At 42.0% G+C, this 20,003-nt stretch carries 20 protein-coding genes and 2 pseudogenes; 9 read left to right on the top strand and 13 right to left on the bottom strand.

Going from position 1 to position 20,003, the window contains the following annotated elements; translation table 11 throughout:
• Position 1: 1 nt before the first annotated feature.
• The 4 genes from B2107_RS04130 to B2107_RS04115 form a co-directional block, all read right to left on the bottom strand.
• On the bottom strand, positions 2 to 3,238 hold the full coding sequence (locus B2107_RS04130; RefSeq protein WP_293953405.1) for a SusC/RagA family TonB-linked outer membrane protein: 3,237 nt from the start codon (positions 3,236 to 3,238) through the stop codon (positions 2 to 4).
• A gap of 236 nt (positions 3,239 to 3,474) precedes the next feature.
• Complete coding sequence (locus tag B2107_RS04125) at positions 3,475 to 4,299, bottom strand: alpha/beta fold hydrolase (RefSeq protein ID WP_293953403.1); 825 nt, start codon at positions 4,297 to 4,299, stop codon at positions 3,475 to 3,477.
• A 38-nt stretch (positions 4,300 to 4,337) separates the two neighbouring features.
• Positions 4,338 to 4,847 (bottom strand): DsbA family protein, encoded by a 510-nt coding sequence (locus B2107_RS04120; RefSeq protein ID WP_293953401.1) that lies wholly within the window; start codon positions 4,845 to 4,847, stop codon positions 4,338 to 4,340.
• Positions 4,848 to 4,849: 2 nt separating this feature from the next.
• On the bottom strand, positions 4,850 to 5,311 hold the full coding sequence (locus tag B2107_RS04115) for a redoxin domain-containing protein (protein ID WP_293953399.1): 462 nt from the start codon (positions 5,309 to 5,311) through the stop codon (positions 4,850 to 4,852).
• A 212-nt stretch (positions 5,312 to 5,523) separates the two neighbouring features.
• On the opposite strand from B2107_RS04115, the gene B2107_RS04110 reads away from it, so the two are divergent.
• Both B2107_RS04110 and B2107_RS04105 read left to right on the top strand, forming a co-directional pair.
• Positions 5,524 to 6,375 (top strand): SDR family NAD(P)-dependent oxidoreductase, encoded by an 852-nt coding sequence (locus tag B2107_RS04110; RefSeq protein WP_293953397.1) that lies wholly within the window; start codon positions 5,524 to 5,526, stop codon positions 6,373 to 6,375.
• Between the two features lie 69 nt (positions 6,376 to 6,444).
• A pseudogene (locus tag B2107_RS04105) lies at positions 6,445 to 7,335 on the top strand (helix-turn-helix domain-containing protein); the annotation flags it as partial.
• Between the two features lie 35 nt (positions 7,336 to 7,370).
• On the opposite strand, the gene B2107_RS04100 reads toward B2107_RS04105, so the two are convergent.
• Positions 7,371 to 7,895 carry a hypothetical protein gene (locus B2107_RS04100; protein ID WP_293953393.1) on the bottom strand — a complete coding sequence of 175 codons (525 nt, stop codon included), beginning with the start codon at positions 7,893 to 7,895 and terminating at the stop codon, positions 7,371 to 7,373.
• Between the two features lie 212 nt (positions 7,896 to 8,107).
• Between B2107_RS04100 and B2107_RS04095 the strand changes: the two are divergent.
• A pseudogene (locus B2107_RS04095) lies at positions 8,108 to 8,683 on the top strand (SMI1/KNR4 family protein).
• Positions 8,684 to 8,699: 16 nt separating this feature from the next.
• Here the strand turns inward: B2107_RS04095 and B2107_RS04090 are convergent.
• Together B2107_RS04090 and B2107_RS04085 are read right to left on the bottom strand one after the other, a co-directional pair.
• Positions 8,700 to 9,224: a hypothetical protein gene (locus tag B2107_RS04090; RefSeq protein WP_293953391.1), complete on the bottom strand. Its 525-nt coding sequence runs from the start codon at positions 9,222 to 9,224 to the stop codon at positions 8,700 to 8,702.
• Between the two features lie 68 nt (positions 9,225 to 9,292).
• Complete coding sequence (locus B2107_RS04085) at positions 9,293 to 9,826, bottom strand: hypothetical protein (RefSeq protein ID WP_293953389.1); 534 nt, start codon at positions 9,824 to 9,826, stop codon at positions 9,293 to 9,295.
• Positions 9,827 to 10,059: 233 nt separating this feature from the next.
• Here B2107_RS04085 and B2107_RS04080 point away from each other — a divergent pair, with 233 nt between their 5' ends.
• The gene (locus tag B2107_RS04080) at positions 10,060 to 10,752 is read left to right on the top strand and encodes a Crp/Fnr family transcriptional regulator (protein WP_293953387.1); all 693 of its coding nucleotides are present in this window, start codon (positions 10,060 to 10,062) and stop codon (positions 10,750 to 10,752) included.
• A gap of 67 nt (positions 10,753 to 10,819) precedes the next feature.
• Here the strand turns inward: B2107_RS04080 and B2107_RS04075 are convergent, their stop codons facing one another.
• The 4 genes from B2107_RS04075 to nirB are packed head-to-tail and all read right to left on the bottom strand — an operon-like array spanning position 10,820 to position 14,978.
• Positions 10,820 to 11,221 carry a hypothetical protein gene (locus B2107_RS04075; protein ID WP_293953385.1) on the bottom strand — a complete coding sequence of 134 codons (402 nt, stop codon included), beginning with the start codon at positions 11,219 to 11,221 and terminating at the stop codon, positions 10,820 to 10,822.
• Positions 11,222 to 11,226: 5 nt separating this feature from the next.
• Positions 11,227 to 12,147 carry a formate/nitrite transporter family protein gene (locus B2107_RS04070; RefSeq protein ID WP_293953383.1) on the bottom strand — a complete coding sequence of 307 codons (921 nt, stop codon included), beginning with the start codon at positions 12,145 to 12,147 and terminating at the stop codon, positions 11,227 to 11,229.
• Positions 12,081 to 12,428 carry a nitrite reductase small subunit NirD gene (nirD, locus tag B2107_RS04065; RefSeq protein ID WP_293953381.1) on the bottom strand — a complete coding sequence of 116 codons (348 nt, stop codon included), beginning with the start codon at positions 12,426 to 12,428 and terminating at the stop codon, positions 12,081 to 12,083. The genes B2107_RS04070 and nirD overlap by 67 nt, the downstream gene beginning before the upstream one ends.
• Positions 12,429 to 12,461: 33 nt before the next feature.
• Complete coding sequence (nirB, locus tag B2107_RS04060; protein ID WP_293953379.1) at positions 12,462 to 14,978, bottom strand: nitrite reductase large subunit NirB; 2,517 nt, start codon at positions 14,976 to 14,978, stop codon at positions 12,462 to 12,464.
• A gap of 197 nt (positions 14,979 to 15,175) precedes the next feature.
• On the opposite strand from nirB, the gene cobA reads away from it, so the two are divergent.
• Positions 15,176 to 15,937, top strand: coding sequence for a uroporphyrinogen-III C-methyltransferase (gene cobA, locus B2107_RS04055; protein ID WP_293953377.1), 762 nt, complete (start codon positions 15,176 to 15,178; stop codon positions 15,935 to 15,937).
• A 100-nt stretch (positions 15,938 to 16,037) separates the two neighbouring features.
• Here cobA and B2107_RS04050 read toward each other — a convergent pair whose 3' ends face one another.
• Positions 16,038 to 16,640 carry a hypothetical protein gene (locus B2107_RS04050; protein WP_293953374.1) on the bottom strand — a complete coding sequence of 201 codons (603 nt, stop codon included), beginning with the start codon at positions 16,638 to 16,640 and terminating at the stop codon, positions 16,038 to 16,040.
• 53 nt (positions 16,641 to 16,693) lie between these two features.
• A complete protein-coding gene (locus tag B2107_RS04045; RefSeq protein WP_293953372.1) occupies positions 16,694 to 16,945 on the bottom strand; it encodes a hypothetical protein in 252 nt (83 codons plus the stop codon).
• A gap of 230 nt (positions 16,946 to 17,175) precedes the next feature.
• Between B2107_RS04045 and B2107_RS04040 the strand changes: the two genes are divergently transcribed.
• The 4 genes from B2107_RS04040 (at position 17,176) to B2107_RS04025 (ending at position 20,002) form a co-directional block, all read left to right on the top strand.
• A complete protein-coding gene (locus tag B2107_RS04040) occupies positions 17,176 to 17,622 on the top strand; it encodes an Hsp20/alpha crystallin family protein (RefSeq protein ID WP_293937581.1) in 447 nt (148 codons plus the stop codon).
• Between the two features lie 78 nt (positions 17,623 to 17,700).
• A complete protein-coding gene (locus B2107_RS04035; RefSeq protein WP_293953370.1) occupies positions 17,701 to 17,994 on the top strand; it encodes a hypothetical protein in 294 nt (97 codons plus the stop codon).
• Between the two features lie 173 nt (positions 17,995 to 18,167).
• Positions 18,168 to 19,022, top strand: a complete 855-nt coding sequence (locus tag B2107_RS04030; RefSeq protein WP_293953368.1) for an NEW3 domain-containing protein — start codon at positions 18,168 to 18,170, stop codon at positions 19,020 to 19,022.
• Positions 19,023 to 19,054: 32 nt separating this feature from the next.
• A complete protein-coding gene (locus B2107_RS04025) occupies positions 19,055 to 20,002 on the top strand; it encodes an ABC transporter ATP-binding protein (protein ID WP_293953366.1) in 948 nt (315 codons plus the stop codon).
• The last annotated feature ends 1 nt before the right edge of the window (position 20,003 follow it).

Below are 20,003 nucleotides of genomic sequence, written 5' to 3'. Positions count from 1 at the left end.
ACTATAATCCAATAGATAAATTAAAACTGATGCTCTTCATGATCGGATAATTAAATCCGTCACCGGAGCCTGTTCCGATTTCCGGGTCCGATTTGCCCAAGTTGCCGACATCGAGATCCTTCGTCTTTTTGTAAAGCGGTGACCAGGTCCATAGGTTCTCACCCGATAGGCCTGCACGAAGGCTACTGATCTTTAATCGGTTTGTCACAGACTTAGGAAAGCTATACCCAATCTGTAAGTTTTTCATCCGAATATAGGCCACATTTTGTATGTATCTCGTTTGGGGGGTGGTTTTAATAGACTCGTTATAACCGGCATAACGTGGGAAATAGCCATTCGGATTATCTGCTGTCCAATAATTATTGAGATGCCATTCCGGTAAATTGTTATAAGGTCTATTGTACTGTCCCCAGAAAATCGACTCATTGCTCGGGTACCAGTTCTGCTTCCCTACTCCTTGGAAAAATGAAGAAAGGTAGATCCCCTTCCAATCCAAATTAAGGTTAAAGCTATAGATATACCGTGGATCGGCATTACCGATTACCGTTCTATCGCCATGGCTGTAGATCGTATTGTTTCCATAATCAATCACACCGTCGCCATTGAGATCCGTAAAACGGACATCCCCCGGATAGATCGTCCCATTGTTGGACGATTTGATCAGTTTTTGTTTTGCTGCTCCGTCAATCTCCGCCTGGTTCTGGAATAATCCCTGGGTTACATAACCCCAGATCTCACCAATCCGCTGTCCTTCGTAATAGGAACCGTCCTTAATTAAGCCTTCCTTATTCTCATAACGGTCTATATTGGATCTATAATCAGCCAAAGTACCCCTAACGGACCAATTGAAAGGACTACCGTTCAGATCGAATCTATCCTTATAAGTCAAGCTCAGCTCAAAACCTTTGGTAGTCATATCCGCATAGTTCCCTTTTGGTGACTCCGCTCCAAAAATATCCGGCATCGCCACACCAAGGGTATACATATTGAGGGTCTTGCGCTGATAGATATCTCCGGTAAAGGTTAATTTCCCATTTAACGAAGATAGATCGAGACCTAGATTGGCCGTACGTGCAGTTTCCCAAGTTAAGTTATCCGGAATAACTTTAGGCACCGAGGTATAGGAAGGTTTCTGACCATTTATCACCCGGTCCATAATCTTGATTTCATAGATATCCAGATAGGAATAGGGATCCACATTACCATTACCCAAAGAACCATAGGACGCTCTTAGCTTCAGATCAGACAGCGCCTTTTTATCCACCTGGAAGAAAGGTTCTTCCGATATACGCCAGCCTACGGATGCAGACGGGAACAATCCCCATCGTTGGTTGGTCGGGAATTTGGACGAACCATCATAGCGGCCATTAAATTCAAAAAGATAACGGTCTTTGAAGATATAATTGGCACGCATAAATACCCCGACATTGCGGTATTTATTATATCCCGCGGTTGCTGTGGTATTCTGCCCTACGGCCAGATTGATATTTTCTACGTCGTCATTAAGCAGACCGGTCTTGGTGATATACGTTGAATTATAAGTCCGCTGCTCATAATTATAGCCGAGCAAACCTTTAAAGTAATGGTCACCTATTGTACGTTCATATTCACTGTAAAGATTTCCGAACAAGTAACGGTAGCGTTGGTCTACCTGATAAATATTATCATTCATGCTTGTTTCCAACCGCAGCATTTTTCCCTCCTGCGTACTATACGGGACGGGCACACGAACCCTTACTGAACTAAAATCACGATTTCTGAAAGTCAGATCCCCCTTTACGCGGAACGTATTGTTTAAAAACTTAGTCTCGAAAGAAGTGGTGTTCCGGAGATCCTGATTGGCCGTATTTGTACCATTCTTACCGTAGATAAAATCCCCTACTGTATAGGCTGCAGAAAAGCTCAAAGATCCATCAGGGTTAAAGATCGGCGAAGAAGGGTGGCCTTCATCGGCAATATTGCGCCAGATATTTCCACCTTCACCAGCAGTGGATGGGTCTCTATATTTGGCATAATTAAAATCGATGTTGTTGCTGATCCGCAACCAGTCGGTAACCTGAAGGCCAGCTTTTGCACGCGTATTATAGGTTTTATATTTATCGCTATTGTAGCGGTACATACCATTATAATCGTAAGCACGACCAGAAATGTAGTAATCCATTTTTTCGGAATTACCGCTGATAGAGAGATTATGATCCTGGACAAAGGTATTGTCCTTGATCAACGTACCGTAATAATCCTCATTACCGTAGTAAACATAATTACCCTTATCATCTACCGTCACTTGCTCTGTAATTCCCTGTTCTTTTCTTCTCTTAAATTCTTCCAGCCAATCTGTTGTAAAGATCTGTGTTTTGTTGAGCTTGCTTGGAATCGAGGAATAATTGTTCCAGGCATTATAGGCTGTAAAGAAATGCGAAGCATATTCGTAGCCATCCGTCACAAATTTGGGTAAAGCGATCGGTTTCTGAAAAGAACCACTTCCTGAATAGCTAATAGAAGTTTTTCCGGACTTGGCACGTTTGGTTGTGACAAGTACAACACCAAACGTTCCCCGAGAACCATAGATTGCCGATGAAGCAGCATCCTTCAGTGTGGTTACACTTTCAATATCATTGGGATTGATCGCTGAAAGATCACCCTCAACACCATCGATAAGGACTAGTGCACTCCCCCCCTGACCAATGGAAGTTGTACCACGGATATTGAAACTTGGCGCCCGATTGGGTTTACCATCTGCCGGGGTTACATTTAAGTTGGGAATGACCCCTTGGAGCATCTGGCTTGCGTTGCCCAGCACGCGTCCCTCAAAAGCTTCTGCCCCCACCTGGTCTACAGCACCGGTCAGATTCACTTTTTTCTGCGTACCATAACCGACCACCACGACTTCTTCAAGCGCAGTGTCTTTGGATTCCATGGTGACGTCGATCTGTCCACCTGTCACACCGACGATTTTTTCACTGTAGCCTATGCCTGTCAATTTGAGTTTTTGCCCTACACTGGCTTCGATCACAAACTGACCTGCACCATTTGTTGAGGTGGTTTTTTGGGTAGTTAAATTGGTGATAGTAACTCCGGACAACACGATGCCATCTTTGCCTTTGACCACCCCTCTTACGGTCATCTGAACTGCAACATCTTGCGCTTCTTTAGCCAATTTGACATGATTACGCTCTACGTTAGCCCATGTGGGATAAGATAGACCCAATGCCATACTGATTAGTAATGTCTTCTGCATTTTTAGTCTGGTTTAGAATTTTGCACCAAAGTTGGTACTTTGACTTGGTTTATAATTTACGTTAATGTTAATAAATATTTAATTAATATCACCAATATCAACTGCTAAACAGATTATGCAGAGAAATATTTCACATAAATTTAGTTTTTAGGTAATACAAACGAAAAAGAACTGCCCATTTGCGAGCAGTTCTTACTGTTTATATCCATACCTTTCGGCCAGGAAAGTATATTGATTTAATTTTCTTGAATAAAAGCCAGGATATCTTTATTGATGGTTTCTGCTTCTGTCGTAGGCATTCCATGTGGAAAACCCGGATAGGTTATTAAAGTACCATTTTTTACAAGCTGTGCAGCCCTTTTACCTGTTATATCGATCGGTACGATCTGGTCATCCTCACCATGCAGGACAAGTACAGGAATTTCTAAGTTTTTCATTTCCTCAGTAAAGTCGGTTTCAGAAAACGCTTTGACACAATCATATTGAGCATTTATACCTCCCATCATTCCTTGTCGCCACCAGTTGTCCATTACGCCTTGTTTTACATCCGCCCCGTCCCGGTTATAGCCATAAAAAGCAAGGGTAAAGTCCTGAAAATATTGTTGCCTATGTTTGGCAGTATTCGCTCTTATTTCATCGAAGACTTCCATAGGTACACCGTCGGGGTTTGACGCACTCTTGGCCATCGTAGGTGTAACCGAACTGATCAAAACAGCTTTTGAAACACGCTTTGTACCATAATTGGTGAGGTAGCGAACAACTTCTCCTCCGCCCGTCGAATGGCCGATATGGATCGCATCCTTTAGATCTAACGCTTCCACCAATTGTGCAACGTCCGATGCGTAAGTATCCATCTCGTGCCCATCTGCCGTCTGTGTCGAACGCCCGTGCCCACGGCGATCATGCGCAATTACACGGTATCCGTTATGGAGGAAAAACATCAGCTGCGCATCCCAATCGTCACTGGATAAAGGCCAACCATGATGAAATACAATGGGTTGTCCTGTACCCCAGTCTTTATAATAAATTTCTGTTCCGTCTTTAATTTTTAATACTGCCATAATGCGTAATTTATTTATGTTCTTGTTTATATAATCCCTTACTGTTCGCGTAGCACGCGTACCAAATCTTCCGCTCCGCCGTCAAATTTTTGGCCATTGACAAAAAAGGTTGGGGTTCCATTTACCCCGCTCATCATACCACTTTCAAAGTCTCCTTCCACACGGTCTACTAACGACTCATCTTTTAGATCCGATCTGAATTTGTCCATGTCTAAATCCAGCTGCTCAGCCATATCCAGTAGCCATTGGTCATTCAGTAAATTCTGATTTACAAAGATAGCATCATGCATTTCCCAGAATTTACCCTGAAGCGCCGCTGCCTCGGCCGCCAGTGCCGCAGATTTGGCATAAGGATGCATTTCTGATAAGGGAAAATTGCGAAAGACAAACCGGATCTGACTTCCAAGTTCGTTCATCATCGCTTTTATAACGGGGTGAGCTTTTCCACAATGTGCACATTGATAGTCTCCGTATTCGACAATGGTGAGATCTGCCTGACCGTTGCCCAGTATATGATCAGCTTCGCTGACGTTTGGTTTTAATGACATAATTAGTTTGTTTTAAGATTTTCCAACGCTTCGATTATACCGTCAGCACCTGGGTTGACAGCGGTTGGCGACAAGTAACTCCAGGCAATGACACCTTCTTTATCGATTACAAAGAGCGCGCGTTTGCACTCACCCTCCTCTTCGTCGTAAACACCATACTGCTTAGCGACCTCACCTTTGCCTTCAAAATCAGCTAAGAGCGGAAAATGCAGCTTACGCGACTCTGCAAATGCCATGTGGCACCATTTACTGTCGACCGAGATACCCATAATCTCTGCATCATACTTCTTAAAATACTTGAGCATTTCATTATACAGCGCCATTTGATCGCTACAGACCGGACTCCAGTCTGCCGGATAAAATGCCAGTATCACATTACGTCCTTTAAATTCCGATAATTTAATTTTTTGATCCGGTGTTGCATACAAGGTAAAATCGGGTGCAACATCATTTTTTTGTAACATATCAACTTTTTTAGAATTCAACCATTTTTTGAGATACCAGTCTTGATAGTATTGATATCACTCCTAAATAAAGCACGCTAAAGCAAAAATTGTTTTAAAGAAAAAAAAACACCTTATCCCCGATATGGCTACAACATTCGTTGATCTGCCTACATCTGTCGTGCAGCGATTCACCACCTTTGTACTATTCTTTTATTTAAAAACAGAAACACATGAAATCACAAAAAGTATGGTTTGTCACCGGTGCCTCTAAGGGGTTAGGTCTCAATTTAGTTAAAGAGCTGCTTGCGCAAGATTACCTTGTCGTTGCCACATCGCGGACAAAAAAGGCGCTGGAAAATGAAATTGGTGACGTGGAAAACTTTCTACCGCTAGAAGTAGACATTACGGATGACAAAGATGTTGCCCGCGCAGTACTTTCGGCTGTTGATTATTTCGGAAGAATTGATGTGCTCGTCAATAATGCTGGCTATGGTCAGACCGGCGCACTTGAAGAACTGAGCGAATCAGAAACCCGCCGCAACTTTGAGGTCAATGTTTTTGGATCACTAAATGTCATCCGCCACATTGCGCCCCATATGCGCCGTCAGCAATCGGGACACATGTTCAATATAGCTTCGATCGGCGGTCTGGTTGGTAATTACCCAGCCTTTGGTGTATACTGTTCCACGAAATTCGCAGTAGCTGGTTTTAGCGAAGCCCTAGCGACCGAAATGGAACCTTTTGGTGTACATACAACTGTAGTTTACCCAGGATACTTCAGAACCGACTTTCTATCCGAAGGCTCCCTACAAACCGCAGCCAATCCAATTGCTGCGTACATTACCGCCCGCGAAAGCGAAGCCACACACCAACACGAGATTAATGGAAATCAGGTTAACGATCCACAGAAAGCCGCAACACTATTGATCGAAGTGAGCAAACTGCAAGAACCTCCTGTCCATTTACTGATGGGCCAGGATGCTTATGAACTGGCAAAAAATAAAATCAACATGTTGACAGCGGAGATTGAAAAGTGGAAAAGTTATACAGTATCAACCGGTTTTGACGAATCAGCCGAATAAAACATCGCATTTTGTGTATAAAAAGGAAGCTATCTGCCAATAAAAAAGAAAATAAGTAAATTTACAAGTATGGAGAATACATTTCGCTTTCATTCCTTGTCGGAATTTCACCGCTTTTGCGGTCTGCCCAAACCAGAGCATCCGTTAATCAGCTTAGTGGACTATAGTCAGGTACATTATCCTGTTAATGACAACAAATTGAATTGGATACAACATTTTTATTCGATCGGTTTAAAGCGAAATGTGAATGCCCGATTTAACTATGGTCAGCAGCACTATGACTTTGATTCGGGTATTCTTTCCTTTGTATCACCCTTACAATTTTTAAAGGTGGAAATTAATCAGGAAGTAGTGGCGCAACCCAGTGGATGGATCCTGTTGATCCATCCCGATTTCCTCTGGAACAGCGAATTGGCAAAACATATTCACCAGTATGATTTTTTCCAATATCAAGTCAATGAAGCGCTTTTTCTTTCCGACAAAGAAGAATCCGTAATCGTCGACATTCTACAGAATATTGAAAAGGAATATCAGTCTAATATCGATAAATTCAGCCGCGAACTGATTCTAAAACAGGTTGAGCGCCTGCTTATTTATGCCGAGCGATTCTATGAGCGGCAATTTATTACCCGAAAGCGATCCACGCAGGAGCTGGTCACCAAATTTGAGCAGTTGCTCGCAGCACATTTCAAACAGGATATGCTACAGAAAAATGGAGTTCCAACGGTTGGCTTTCTGGCGCAGCAACTTAATTTATCGCCCAACTACCTCAGCAGCCTGTTGCGTATCTATACACAGCAAAACACCCAACAGCATATTCAGCACAAAATGATCGAGTATGCCAAATTGCGCTTGAGCACCAGCTCCCTGTCCATCAGTGAAATTGCCTATGAATTAGGTTTCGAGCATCCGCAATCATTTAGTAAGATATTCAAAAAAAACACCCAACAAAGCCCTGTGGAGTTTAGGCAATTTTTTCAATAAATTACTTCAATTTAATCTGCGTAATATCCCGCTACTCCAATGCCGATTGTCCAAAAGAATTTTGATTTTTCAAGATCCTCCAATAGCATATCCGCATTATCTTCGTATTCGCCATCGGCTTTGATTTCCTCAATCTCCTCCTGAACATCCTCTTCAGTAATCTGTCGCCAGACACCAACAGAGCTATTTAAAAATGTATAGCAGTATCCCGCTTCGGCATCATCAACCTCACCCTGGTTTTTATCCGTTAAGATCGTTACAAGTTCAGTCGCTTCCAGCTGAAATGGATTAACACCATAGATACTGATCTCCGTTTTTTCCGGATTGGGTCCATTGATGCTTTCTATAAATTCCAATGTTCCCTGATCATTAAAATCAAGTCTCAATTCGAGTTCATCATAATAATATTGGTCGTCCAGCGCATCTGAAGGAGTACCAAGTACACTTTGAACTTCAGCACGGCCCGCACCGAGATTAACCTGACCAATACCTTCAATTTGAATCCCAACGAGTGGGACTAGTTCGATCTTTTTCATCCGTATTCAGTAAATTATAAAAAGGATAACTGCATAAATAACATTTGAACATCCGCTATCGTTTTATCCAATGATGAACATAGCTACAGCTCTTTGCTGACATAAATTTACACTAATTCCCATTAAATAATTATTAACATTTTTAACTTTTCTGACGATCCCTAGCGCACATGATAATTCGCATACTCAGGCAATTATGACTAACTTTATGAATGCATAAAAAATCGACGATTATGCAACAGACGCTAGCGACATTAGAAAGTTATATCCAAAAGCTAAGACCTGAACTGTATACCGATCTACAATCCCCGTTATCGGCAGAAGAGTTTAGGGCCCTTGAACAGAAATATGATATTGAGATACCTCATGATCTTAAAGCGCTCTATCGCTGGAAAAATGGGCAACGCAATACAAGTTATGAAGCCTTTGTTAACAATTCGACTTTCATCCCACTAGAAGAGGCGCTCCAGACAGCGCAGGAACTGACAAATATGATTGGTATGGACTTTGAAATCGACAACTGGTAGAATGAAAGGTGGATCCCTATATTCCACAACGGCGGTGGAAGTTACATCTGCTATGATCTAGGTGGAATCTTTACGGGACAGGCAGGTCAATTGATTGAATACTGGAATAAAGACAATGACCGGAATGTTATTACACCTAACCTCGAAGGATTTTTAGGGCTAATTAACGACTATTATGCCCATACACCTCAAGAAAAATTCGATGATTTTTTCAGCCTAGATACCACAGGCGAATACCCCAAACGGTTTAAGGTGGGCTAACAGAAACTCATCGCACTCATTTTTTTTCTTCGTAGAATTTTTGAATTTTCTTTAAATAGGTAATCGATTTTGGAGGTCGAACACGATGTCCAAACTCTTTATGAACATAAGAAAGCGCACTTTCTTCGCCGAGCTCATAAGCCTTGAGCAGATAAAATAGGGACTGATTCCTAGAAATACTATCCTTGCCTGCAAGCTCGATTCCATTTATCGTTTCTTCCCATGAAAACATATCATAAAGATCCATATAAGCTTCTGGGCATTCGTGTCTATTTGCCATCAATTGGGCATAATAATATAACTCAGGCATTTTTAAGAGAAGCCAATAATTATTAGACACTTCATTATAAGCCTTGAAATCTCCTGCATTAATTGCTTGACGCCAAAGCGAATCAGCTACGTTCCGAGGCAGTTCCAAGTCTTTGGGATCATCAATTACTGCCTCCAGCTTCTTTTCGACATGATGGCTACAACTCAAAAAAAACACACAAAAAATAACAGTAAACAGTTGTAAAATCTTTACCTCTCTTCTTTTCACCATAACTATATAACCTTTTATGTTTTAAGCAATTCGCTTCCCGCGCATCCATTGGTGTTGGTTCGCCGCGTTCACTTTAGACTCCGATCATTAAACATTACTTTTTTCACATAGTTGCTTTTTCCACTCGAAGCCAGAGCTGTCGAATCTGCCGAAATATAATGACCAAAAAAAGAAATCAGTTCAGGAGAAGGCTCATACACCAAATAATTCAGCCTTAAAGTTCTATTATCTGGATTCAAACATAATTGACATAAGGATTTTTCATGATCAAAAAACTCAATCTCTAGATTCGAGCAATAATTATGTTTATGCCCCATATCATTCATTTCAGGTTTGTACCGCTTTAACTTATCCATTTCATCAAGAAGAATATCCCATTTCGCTAATGGAACTGTATCATTCTTGGCCGCAAAAAAATCAACCGCATGATTTCTATAAGAATCACTCAAGTAACTTTCTTGACCATACTGCTCATCAACGAATTCGCGACTGAACAAAATCCGTAACTCCTTTTCCCGCTGTTTCTCTTTGGAGCCACAGGATAAAAACAGCGTCAACATACAACAAAAAGCAACAAAAATTAAATAAGTCCTTAGCTTCATAATACTATTGGTCTTTACACTAAACCGAAGAAAACAATAAATGCTGATTTCAAATGAATGTGTTAACAACGCACCCATTAAAATTCAGATGCAATTGTTCATCGAATTCCATATATTCGGACCTTAAAACATCCTATATACCTTTTTTTATAAAAGGTAATATAGGAATTTAAGCGAATAGGTAATACCTTTGGACCGACAAAATACCGTCTCACTATACAAATTAGATTTTGATGAAATCGAAAAAAGTAAATACCTGCGACCACTCCTGCCTTATGTGCCGTTATGTCTTACAAGACTGGCTCGGACAGATCGACCTTCATCGGAAGAATATCAAATTAAAAAAAGGTGAACAGTTTATCACCGAAGGGCAATCGGTTCAGGGTATTTATTTTGTCCAGTCTGGACTCGTCAAAGTCCATCGCAATCTCGGGGATAAAGAAACCATTGTACGATTTGCAAAAAAAGGAGATATCGTCGGTCATCGTGGGGTCAGTACCGAACAAACTGTGTACCCTATTTCTGCAACAACCCTGGAAGTGTCACAGCTCTGCTTCGTGGAGATGCCGTTCTTCCTGTCCACACTACGCATAAATCCTGAGCTGAGTTACCGGTTGATGTTGTTTTTTGCCGACGAACTACATCTTTCTGAACAAAAGATGACCCAACTGACCCAACTTCCTGTTAAAAATCGCCTTGCCTGGAGCCTATTGTTACTTCACCGTATTTTCAGCGAGGAACATAAGGATGGATATATTGGGTTATCCCTAAGCAAAAAAGACTTAGCTTCCTACGTAGGCGCTACGTACGAGACCGTATATCGTACACTGAGCGAACTTATCGAATTAGGAGCCATCATGATGGACAAAAAAGATATTTTTATTAAAAACCTCCAGCTTCTACAGGATCTATCTGAAGAAAAATAGGGGAGCGAAACCGTCCATGACGGCTAACGACTCCCCAAATCATATATTCCCTTAAAAATACATCACCTTAAAATTTATACCCCATACCGACTCCCAACCTCCATTTACCATCAGCAGCACTCGTTTTTGCGGTATAGAATGCTGGCAACTGAATGGCAATATGTCGGAATACAGCTGTTAAACCAAATCCCAGAGAGGGCGTAATCCAGGAGTTCTTTGGCTTCCCCGGATCAACCTTATCTTCTTTCAGCTTTAAGCTAGGCAATAAACCGACCAATAGGCAGCTCTTGGGTGCGAATGTATATTTCAACGCTGGCCCCGTACAATTGATGTAGGCACCATGGTCAGCATATCCTGCCACAACAATTCCTTCAAATAGACTGCCTTTTACTATTTTTTCCTGACCATACATCTGACTGCTAATCATTAACAGCAAGCATACCGTCAACAGTTTTTTCATCTGATCCATAAAATTTAAGTTTGCGAAGTCGACACTTTTTCTTTTTGATGATACGTGTAATAAATGGCCATCCCAGTAAAGAGCAGTCCACCGACAATGTTCCCAGCCGTAACAATCAGCTGATTGCACAGCCACCAGTCGGAAATCGTTACTTTTGCTCCAAACATCATTCCTGCGGGAATCACAAACATATTGACCACAGCATGCTCATAACCTAAAGCAAAGAATATAAAGATCGGAATACCTGCCGCCAATATCTTTCCAAGCGTAGACTTCGATGTCATGGACATCACCACACCCATACACACCATCCAATTACATAGAATGGCTTTGACAAAAGCCGAAAACAAACCCGCAGCACCATGGGCGCTGTATCCAAGTGTTTTCTTTTCACTGATTAGCATCAGACTATGTTCGATGTTTCCAAGCTGGCTCAATTGACCAGTCTCCGTGCTCGCAGCCCAAAACAAAATCGCAAAGAGTACACTACCCAGTAAATTACCTAGAAAAACCCAGAAAAGATTTGAGACCATCGCTTTAAAATTGATCTTTCCTTCAAACCACGCCAATGGTACCAAGGAAAAACTTCCCGTCACCAGTTCGAGACCGAGGATGACAATAATCACAAATCCTACTGGAAAAACAAATGCACCAACTAAACCCAACCCGGTCTGGGAAGTAGCCAATAGGGCAAGAGTAACTGAAATTGCCAGTAAGGCACCTGACAGCGCTCCCCGTATCAAGAGGTCTTTGATCGGAAGCGAAGATTTGTAGATAGCGGTGTTCATCATCGCACTTGCTACCTCTTTGGGGCTGATATAATCCATCGTATTTTGTTTAATAAGATTTTCGATTAACTTTTTTTTACCTAAGCGGTCATTCCGATAAACACACTCCCGTTCTCCACCTTTACCGGATAGGTCTTTATTGCGCATTCTTCTCCCGAAAGACATTCACCTGTATCTAAGGCAAAGGTTTTTTTATGAAACGGACAAGCGACTTTAGGCGTTTCTCCCAAAGACCCCAGCATTCCGCGACTTAAAATCATCTGCCGCTTGTGCGGGCATTCATTCTGTGTAGCATACCACTCGTTGCGACGGGCGAAATAGAATAGTGCGACCTGCTCGTTGTTTAATTTAAGACAGACTCCCCCGTTTTCAATGGCATCTTCTATCCGGCAAGCCTTCAGCCATTGCATGTCAATTTTCGTACTCATATGATTTCATTAAAAAGTTTAGCGATTCGCTATTTAATAAGTCCTAATGTTCCAATCGGCGGCTTTCTTCTGTCCGCGAAAACTTTCAAAGCGAACAGTATCGTCCTTCTCATCAGGTGCATTTACAAAATGAACAAAGCGTTTTCGAATTTCAGGATTTTCGACAGCTGCTTTCCATTCGCAGCGATAACTGTCGACGAGTAGCTGCATATCCTGCTCCCACGTATCACCCATCCCCAGACTATCCCCTACCACAACATTTCTGAGATAATCTATTCCGCCTTCCATTTTGTTGAGCCAGGTAGCCGTTCGTGTCAGCGGGTCTGCAGTGCGGATATAGAACATCAGAAAACGGTCTATATAACGAATACACGTTTCGCTATCAATATCCGATGCCAATAATAACGCGTGCTGCGGCTTACTACCGCCATTGCCGCAAACATAGAGGTTCCATCCTTTTTCGGTCGCAATGATTCCAAAATCCTTACTCTGAGCCTCGGCACACTCACGTATACAGCCGCTAACGGCTGATTTAATCTTATGTGGCGCGCGGAGCCCACGGTAACGTTCCTCTATCCTTATCGCAAAAGAAACGCTGTCGTGCAGCCCAAACCTACACCAGGTACTTCCAACGCAGCTTTTAACGGTCCGAAGCGCCTTACCATAAGCATGTCCACTCTCAAAACCTGCAGTAATGAGCTCTTCCCAGATAAAGGGCAAATCATTGAGATGTGCACCAAATAGGTCGATGCGCTGTCCACCAGTAATTTTTGTATACAGATTGTATTTCTTAGCCACCTCCCCGATTACAATCAGTTTATCGGGGGTAATTTCACCTCCTGGAATACGCGGAACAACTGAATACGTCCCGCCCTTCTGTATGTTGGCCAGGTAACGGTCATTGCTGTCCTGAGCCACATCATTGCCCTTTCCCAAAATCATTTCATTCCAGAGACTGGCAAGCAAGGAAGAGATTAAAGGCTTACAGACTTCGCATCCATGCCCATGTCCCAGTGCATCCAACACCCGATCGTAACTTTTCAGTTCGTGGATCTTGATCAGGTCATAAAGTTCCTGGCGACTCAGGTCGAAATGCTCGCAGATGGTACTCCGAATATATTTTCCTTGCTGTTTCATGGTGTAGTTGACCAGGTCTTTGACCATAGGCATACAACCTCCACATCCCGACCCCGCTCTGGTACATTTCTTTACTGCATCCGCATTTTCACAATCTCCTGTGGCCACCGCGTTGCAGATTGCGGCTTTGGTGACACCTTCGCAACTGCAGATCAATGCATCATCCGGAAGAGCTTCCAGACCAGAAGAAGGCGCTTTACTGTCACGCTGTTGCCCAAAAAGGAGAAGTTCTGGGTGTTCTGCCAACGGCAAACTATTATTAACCGTCTGAAGCAACATGTTATAACTTGCAGCTTCTCCGACGAGTATCCCGCCCAGTAGGCGTGTACCGTCTGTACTGATATTCAACCGCTTATAAATCCCCTTATTGCGATCCTCCAGTACGATCGTATGCGCATAAGGTTCGCTGATAAAAGGATCTCCGAAACTCGCTACATCAACTCCCATCAATTTTAGCTTGGTACTCATATCAAACCCCTTAAAGGATTTGATATCACCTACGATATGAGCCGCCGCAATTTCCGCCATCTCATAACCCGGTGCAACCAGTCCATAGACCATATCTTCCACCAAGGCACATTCGCCGATTGCATAAATCGCAGGATCCGAGGTCTGCATCTGTGCGTTAACTCGTATTCCGCCACGCTCGCCGACCGCAAGGCCTATTTTCTTGGCAAGCTCATCACGGGGACGTATACCAGCAGATATTACCAATAGATCTGTCTCCAGCGAGGTCCCGTCGTTAAAAGCGATTCCAGTGAGATGATGATCACCCAACAGCTGGCTTGTGGATTTTTGCAAGAAGCAAGTCAAACCCAATGCTGTTAACTTATGCTGCAAAAGTTTACTGGCATTATCGTCAATCTGACGGGGCATCAGACGCGGGGCAAATTCAATCACAGCCGTTTCTTTAAGACCAAGGTCTACCAATGCTTTAGCCGCTTCCAGTCCTAAAAGTCCCCCGCCCATAACTGCACCTGTCTTGACTTTAGCCGCATATGCTTTAATCAATTCCAGGTCTTCAATTGTACGGTAGAGAAATACACCTTCTTTGTCGATACCAGGTATTGGAGGAACAAAAGGTGCAGAACCTGTTGCAAAAACTAAATAATCATATTTCACGGTAATCCCCTTTAGAGATGCAACTTCTTTTTCTATAACATTTATACCGACAACGGGATCACCTAGATGGATTTCTATATTATTTTCAGTGTACCACTCATTTTTCAACAAAAAAAGTTCTGTAACTGAAGAATATTTAAAATAATCAGTCAAATGCACACGATCATAGGCTCGAATTTGCTCTTCCGAGAAGACAACGATATCTAAATCATTCGATTTCTGCTTTAATTTTTCACAAATCTTATTACCGACCATCCCATTTCCGACAATAACAACCTTTTTTTTATCCATGACCCTGTTTTTATTGTATAATAATCAATTTCTAGTTTCAACAAGACTAATTTATGGAATAAAAAATTAAAAAATCAAAATAAATATGATTTTTATAGCACTTTTTCATGAAAAACATATTAAAAATACATTAAAACATGATTTTTATCATATTTTTTATTATTTTTATAGATATAAACGATTGAAAAATAAATAAAATGGAGAATTTAAAGCAAAAAACCCTATTTATAGTAGGTTCCGGACCTGGAGATCCAGAATTATTGACAATAAAAGCTTATAAAGCGATAAAAAATGCTCAAGTACTCTTATATGACAACTTAATTAATAGGGAAATCCTACAAATAGCAGACAAAAACTGTAAAATACACTATGTTGGAAAACATCCTTATGGAAAATACGTCCCACAGCAGGATATAAATGAACTTATCTTATATTATTGTAGCAAATTCGAACGAGTGGTACGACTTAAGGGCGGAGATCCCTATCTTTTTGGACGTGGTTTTGAAGAATGGCTTACCGTACAACACCGATCTATTAACATCAGCTACATTCCGGGCATCAGCAGCATGCAAGGCGCTGGACTCAACGACATTCCGCTAACACACCGTGGTGTAAGTGAAGGGGTATGGGCATTGACGGGTATGAAAAAAGATGGAACACTTTCTGCCGATCTGCCGCTCGCCGTTCAAAGCAGATCGACCGTAGTCATTTATATGGGAATGCGTAAACTCGACGAAATCGCACGCACCTACGTACTATACGGAAAAGGGGAAACACCAGCTGCCATTATACAGCATGCGAGTTTGCCACAGCAAAAACAAGTATGCTGCAAAGTCAAAGATCTTGTCATGATAAGCAAAGTACATAACATGGGGCATCCGGCGATAATCGTCATCGGAGCGGTTGTAGACTTGCAGCATACATTGGCGGTAGCTGCCGAGCAACGGCACATCATCTAGCGCTATTGCTCTGTCAATTTCAGCACGTCATAACTTTACAAAAATAACGATGTCACATACCAGCAGATATATAATATATTTTAATCTTTATAATATACAGCTATAACGCTTTCTTTACAATAGGGTTGATCCAGTAATCTTCATGATCAGTATGGGAGAAATATTCCATCGGGGCTACGTGGCAATCTATGGTTTCATTGAGACCATTTTCTGTATACATAAACACTTCTTCTGAAGGAAGTACCATGCCGTTGATAATAGCGCCATAGTCCAGACAATGGAGATCGGATAGCAGCACATTGACATAATTTGACACTACCCATTGTTCCATTTCTTCCTTAGTCACCCGTTTTACGCGATCAGCCAAAAACTTGACTTCCTCCATGTCTTTTTCGACACTATCGACAAAAAATAGTTTCAAAAAGGCGTTATATTTATCAAATTCTTTATTTCGGATCGCTTCATTACGAAGAAACAACTTCTCGCCCATCTGCCCGTACTGATCGACATATTTTTTCAGCTCCATCTGCGCAAGCTCGCCGTCCGACCATTTCGCCAGTTCAGAAAGTGCATATACATCGGTACCATGGCCATCGCACTCATTGAGATACGCCCAGATATCACCTTCCACAACTTTAGGTTTACGATGATCCAGTACATTGTAGCCTTGCGCGATCCATGCTTCTATTTGTTCTCTTCTCATAGCTGTTGTTTTAAAATTAAACAACAGCGAAACTGTAATCGTTTTCCTTTTTTCTAACTGAGATTTCTGGATTTCAATTCTGCGTCCACAGCTTTTTCATTTTTACCAAGATATTTATAGGCAATTACAGCCAATAGCAGTGGAAAAATCGTCGGCCAGGTAATTCCGGCAACGAAGAGGCTATATCCAGCGATACCCACACAAAATCCAATGATCGAAGCATTGATTACTTTAGTGGATTTGGATTTCTTTTTGAGAACCAACAACTCTTCATTGGTCAATTCATTTAATTTCTTTTCTTCCATGTGGTTTATTCGATCTTCTTAGGTTAGTCACGCGATCTCTTTGATGCGAATATAATTATTTTAACGGACAACTTTTACCTAAATTTTGTCAGTAAAAATGCAAAAATTTCAGTTTTCATGAAAAAATTTCAGCTTTTTCACACTGGTATTTTTTTTGCAATTATTCAGATACAGTCGGCCGGCTGATAATTTTAATAAGTTGTTTTCACTTAATTAAAAGGAGGTTTATCATGAAATTAGCAAAAAGAAACTGGAACAATTTATCGATGTTCTCGCCCATGTTTGATGATTTTAACCGTGAACTTTTAAACTGGGGCAACAAAAACTACTCGCCTACCAGCACCACGGTCCCCGCAGTAAACATCAAGGAAAATGGCGACAACTTTGAAGTTGAAGTGGCAGCACCAGGAATGGCCAAAGAAGATTTTAAGATTACGCTTGATGGCAATCTTCTAACCATTTCCTCCGCCAAGGAAGAACAGCATGAAGAACAAAAAGACAATTATACGCGTCGGGAATTCAGCTATCAATCTTTCCAACGGAGTTTCGAGCTGCAAAAAGATGTGGTGGATCAGGATAACATCGAGGCGCATTATGAAAATGGTATGCTCAAACTGACAATTCCTAAAAAAGAGGAAGCCAAACAAAAGGAACCTCGAACAATTTACATATCCTAAGTCCTATAATACCAACTAGTATGCTGTTGGTCTCCAGAACGGGGACCAACTTCTTTGTTTTCCAAACGTACCGAAATCATGAAAAGATTGAACAATTATAGCATCGAAGTGCATATTCCCTGTAAGGATAGTTATCTTAAGCTTGCTACTTTTGACCTTGGCAACTGCCCCAAAATTGCCGACGAACTCTTCAATGAATTGCTCGGTTCGACGGAACATACACCGAACAGATTGTTGCGTATCGACCTGTTACTCCATGAAGAAGCGGATATACAAATTCCGGTCCGATCCATCAATTGTACCTTGGACGAACTTGCAGACAACACCAAAGCGATTATCAAAAAAGCTTTTCGGGCATTGAATCTGGAATAGCACAGGTGAATTCAAACATATTTTTTACAATAAATTTGAAGGAAAACTTGATTTTCTTCCAAGCGATTTATAATTTGGCCACGGTTTTTTCCTGAAGAAATCACAGGAATCCGAACCGGCATTTTTTGAAAGCTATTATTCTATCTTAAAACATAAATTTTAGTTATTGGATCATGTTTACAAAATTACTAATTACAAACCAACGCCCACGTCTATCTTTCAGGCCTTTTTTTGCTGCACTTGTGGTGTTTGCAAACAGTTTTTATCTCTCAGCTCAGGTTGCTGCTCCCAGCAAATCAAGCTTCGAAGCAAGGTTGCTCAATATCGAAGCTCCCAGCAATGAACCATTTCGCTACAGCACCACGCTAACCAACGCAAGTAGCCAGACCCTTATTTACAACTTAGATGCACAGCTACCGCAAGGTTGGCAGATCAGCTATCGCGTAGACGGATCGCTGGTAACTTCCATTCAGATGCAACCGGGTAAAACGCAAGAAATCGGCATCGAAATTAGTTGCCCAATTACCGCTAAACCCGATAAATATAAAATTCCGCTCAAAGCAACTTCACCGATAGACAATTTCCAACTGGAATTGGAAGCTGTCGTAAAGGGGTCTTATGCACTGGAGATGACTACACCTACCGGCAGGCTCAGTGACGAAGTCGTATCAGGCAGTAACAAAGAAATTGTTCTGCAACTTAAAAACACAGGAACACTTTCCCTCAACACCTTGGAATTGGGATCGCAACTGCCCACCCGCTGGGAAGCCACATTCACCCCGGCTACCATCAAGCAACTTGAAGCGGGGAAATCCGTTGATGTCAAAGTAGATCTTAAAGTTCCGGATAAAACAATAGCTGGTGACTATGCGGCTAAATTCGACGTCAAGTCCGCCAACAGCAATACAGATCTTTCGTTTCGCATTATTGTTAAAACTTCGCTACTCTCTGGCTGGATCGGACTATTGGTCATCTTCGTGGCAATAGGACTGATCTATTACCTCATCCGAAAATATGGAAGAAGATAAATCCTGATTTGATAATCCCAAAGACTCTCAACATGAAGGATCCTATTATTCAATTGTCAAGTTTGACAAAGAGCTATGGCAAAACGAAAGCAGTGGACGCTTTGGACCTAAAGATTTATCCGGGTGAAATCTTTGGACTTCTAGGTCCCAACGGAGCAGGTAAAACGACGAGTATCTTAATGATGCTCGGACTTACCGAGCCGAGCTCTGGTAAAGCCTACGTCTGCGGACATGATGCCACAAGAAATCCTATCGCTGTCAAAAGAAAGGTAGGCTACCTACCCGACAATGTGGGTTTTTATCCCGAAATGACCGCTTTGGAAAACTTAAGTTTTATCGCGGAACTCAATGGGCTAACAAGAGCTCAAGCGCGCATTAAGTCGCAGGAAATGCTCCAAACAGTGGGATTGGCAAACGAAATGCACAAAAAAACCGCAGCCTTTTCGCGTGGAATGAAACAGCGACTCGGCCTAGCGGAAGTGCTCATCAAAGCACCCGCCGTCGCTATCCTCGACGAACCAACTCTGGGTATTGACCCCAAAGGTGTGGACGAATTTTTGGAACTGATCAAACAGCTCAGCAGAGAGCAGAACCTGACCGTACTGCTCTCCTCGCACCATCTTCATCAAGTGCAACGTGTCTGCGATCGAGTAGGTATCTTTGTCGGCGGTAAACTGCTGGTCGAAGGTTCCATCGACAGCCTGGCCAACAACCTCCAGCAGCAAGAAGGCGTCAGTACAGTTATCATGCTCGAAAAAAGTGGCGACAGTAAACGTTTTGAAGCGGCGCTCCAAGAACTCCCCGGGCTTCGGACTCTTTCTTTAGAAGGTGACAGTATTAAGCTGAAATCAGAAAAAGACAACACCGCCGATGCCGTCCGCATCCTGGTACAGCATGGCGCTGCAATTGTCTCCGTACAGCGCAATGATTATGCGCTTGACCAAATCTATCATACGTATTTCGAAAATAGTAAATTATAAA

It is taken from the genome of Sphingobacterium sp. UBA7855 (assembly GCA_002500745.1).
GTDB lineage: Bacteria > Bacteroidota > Bacteroidia > Sphingobacteriales > Sphingobacteriaceae > Sphingobacterium.
The sequence above is the reverse complement of the archived record's forward strand: the minus strand, read 5'-3'. Positions and strand labels throughout refer to the sequence as shown.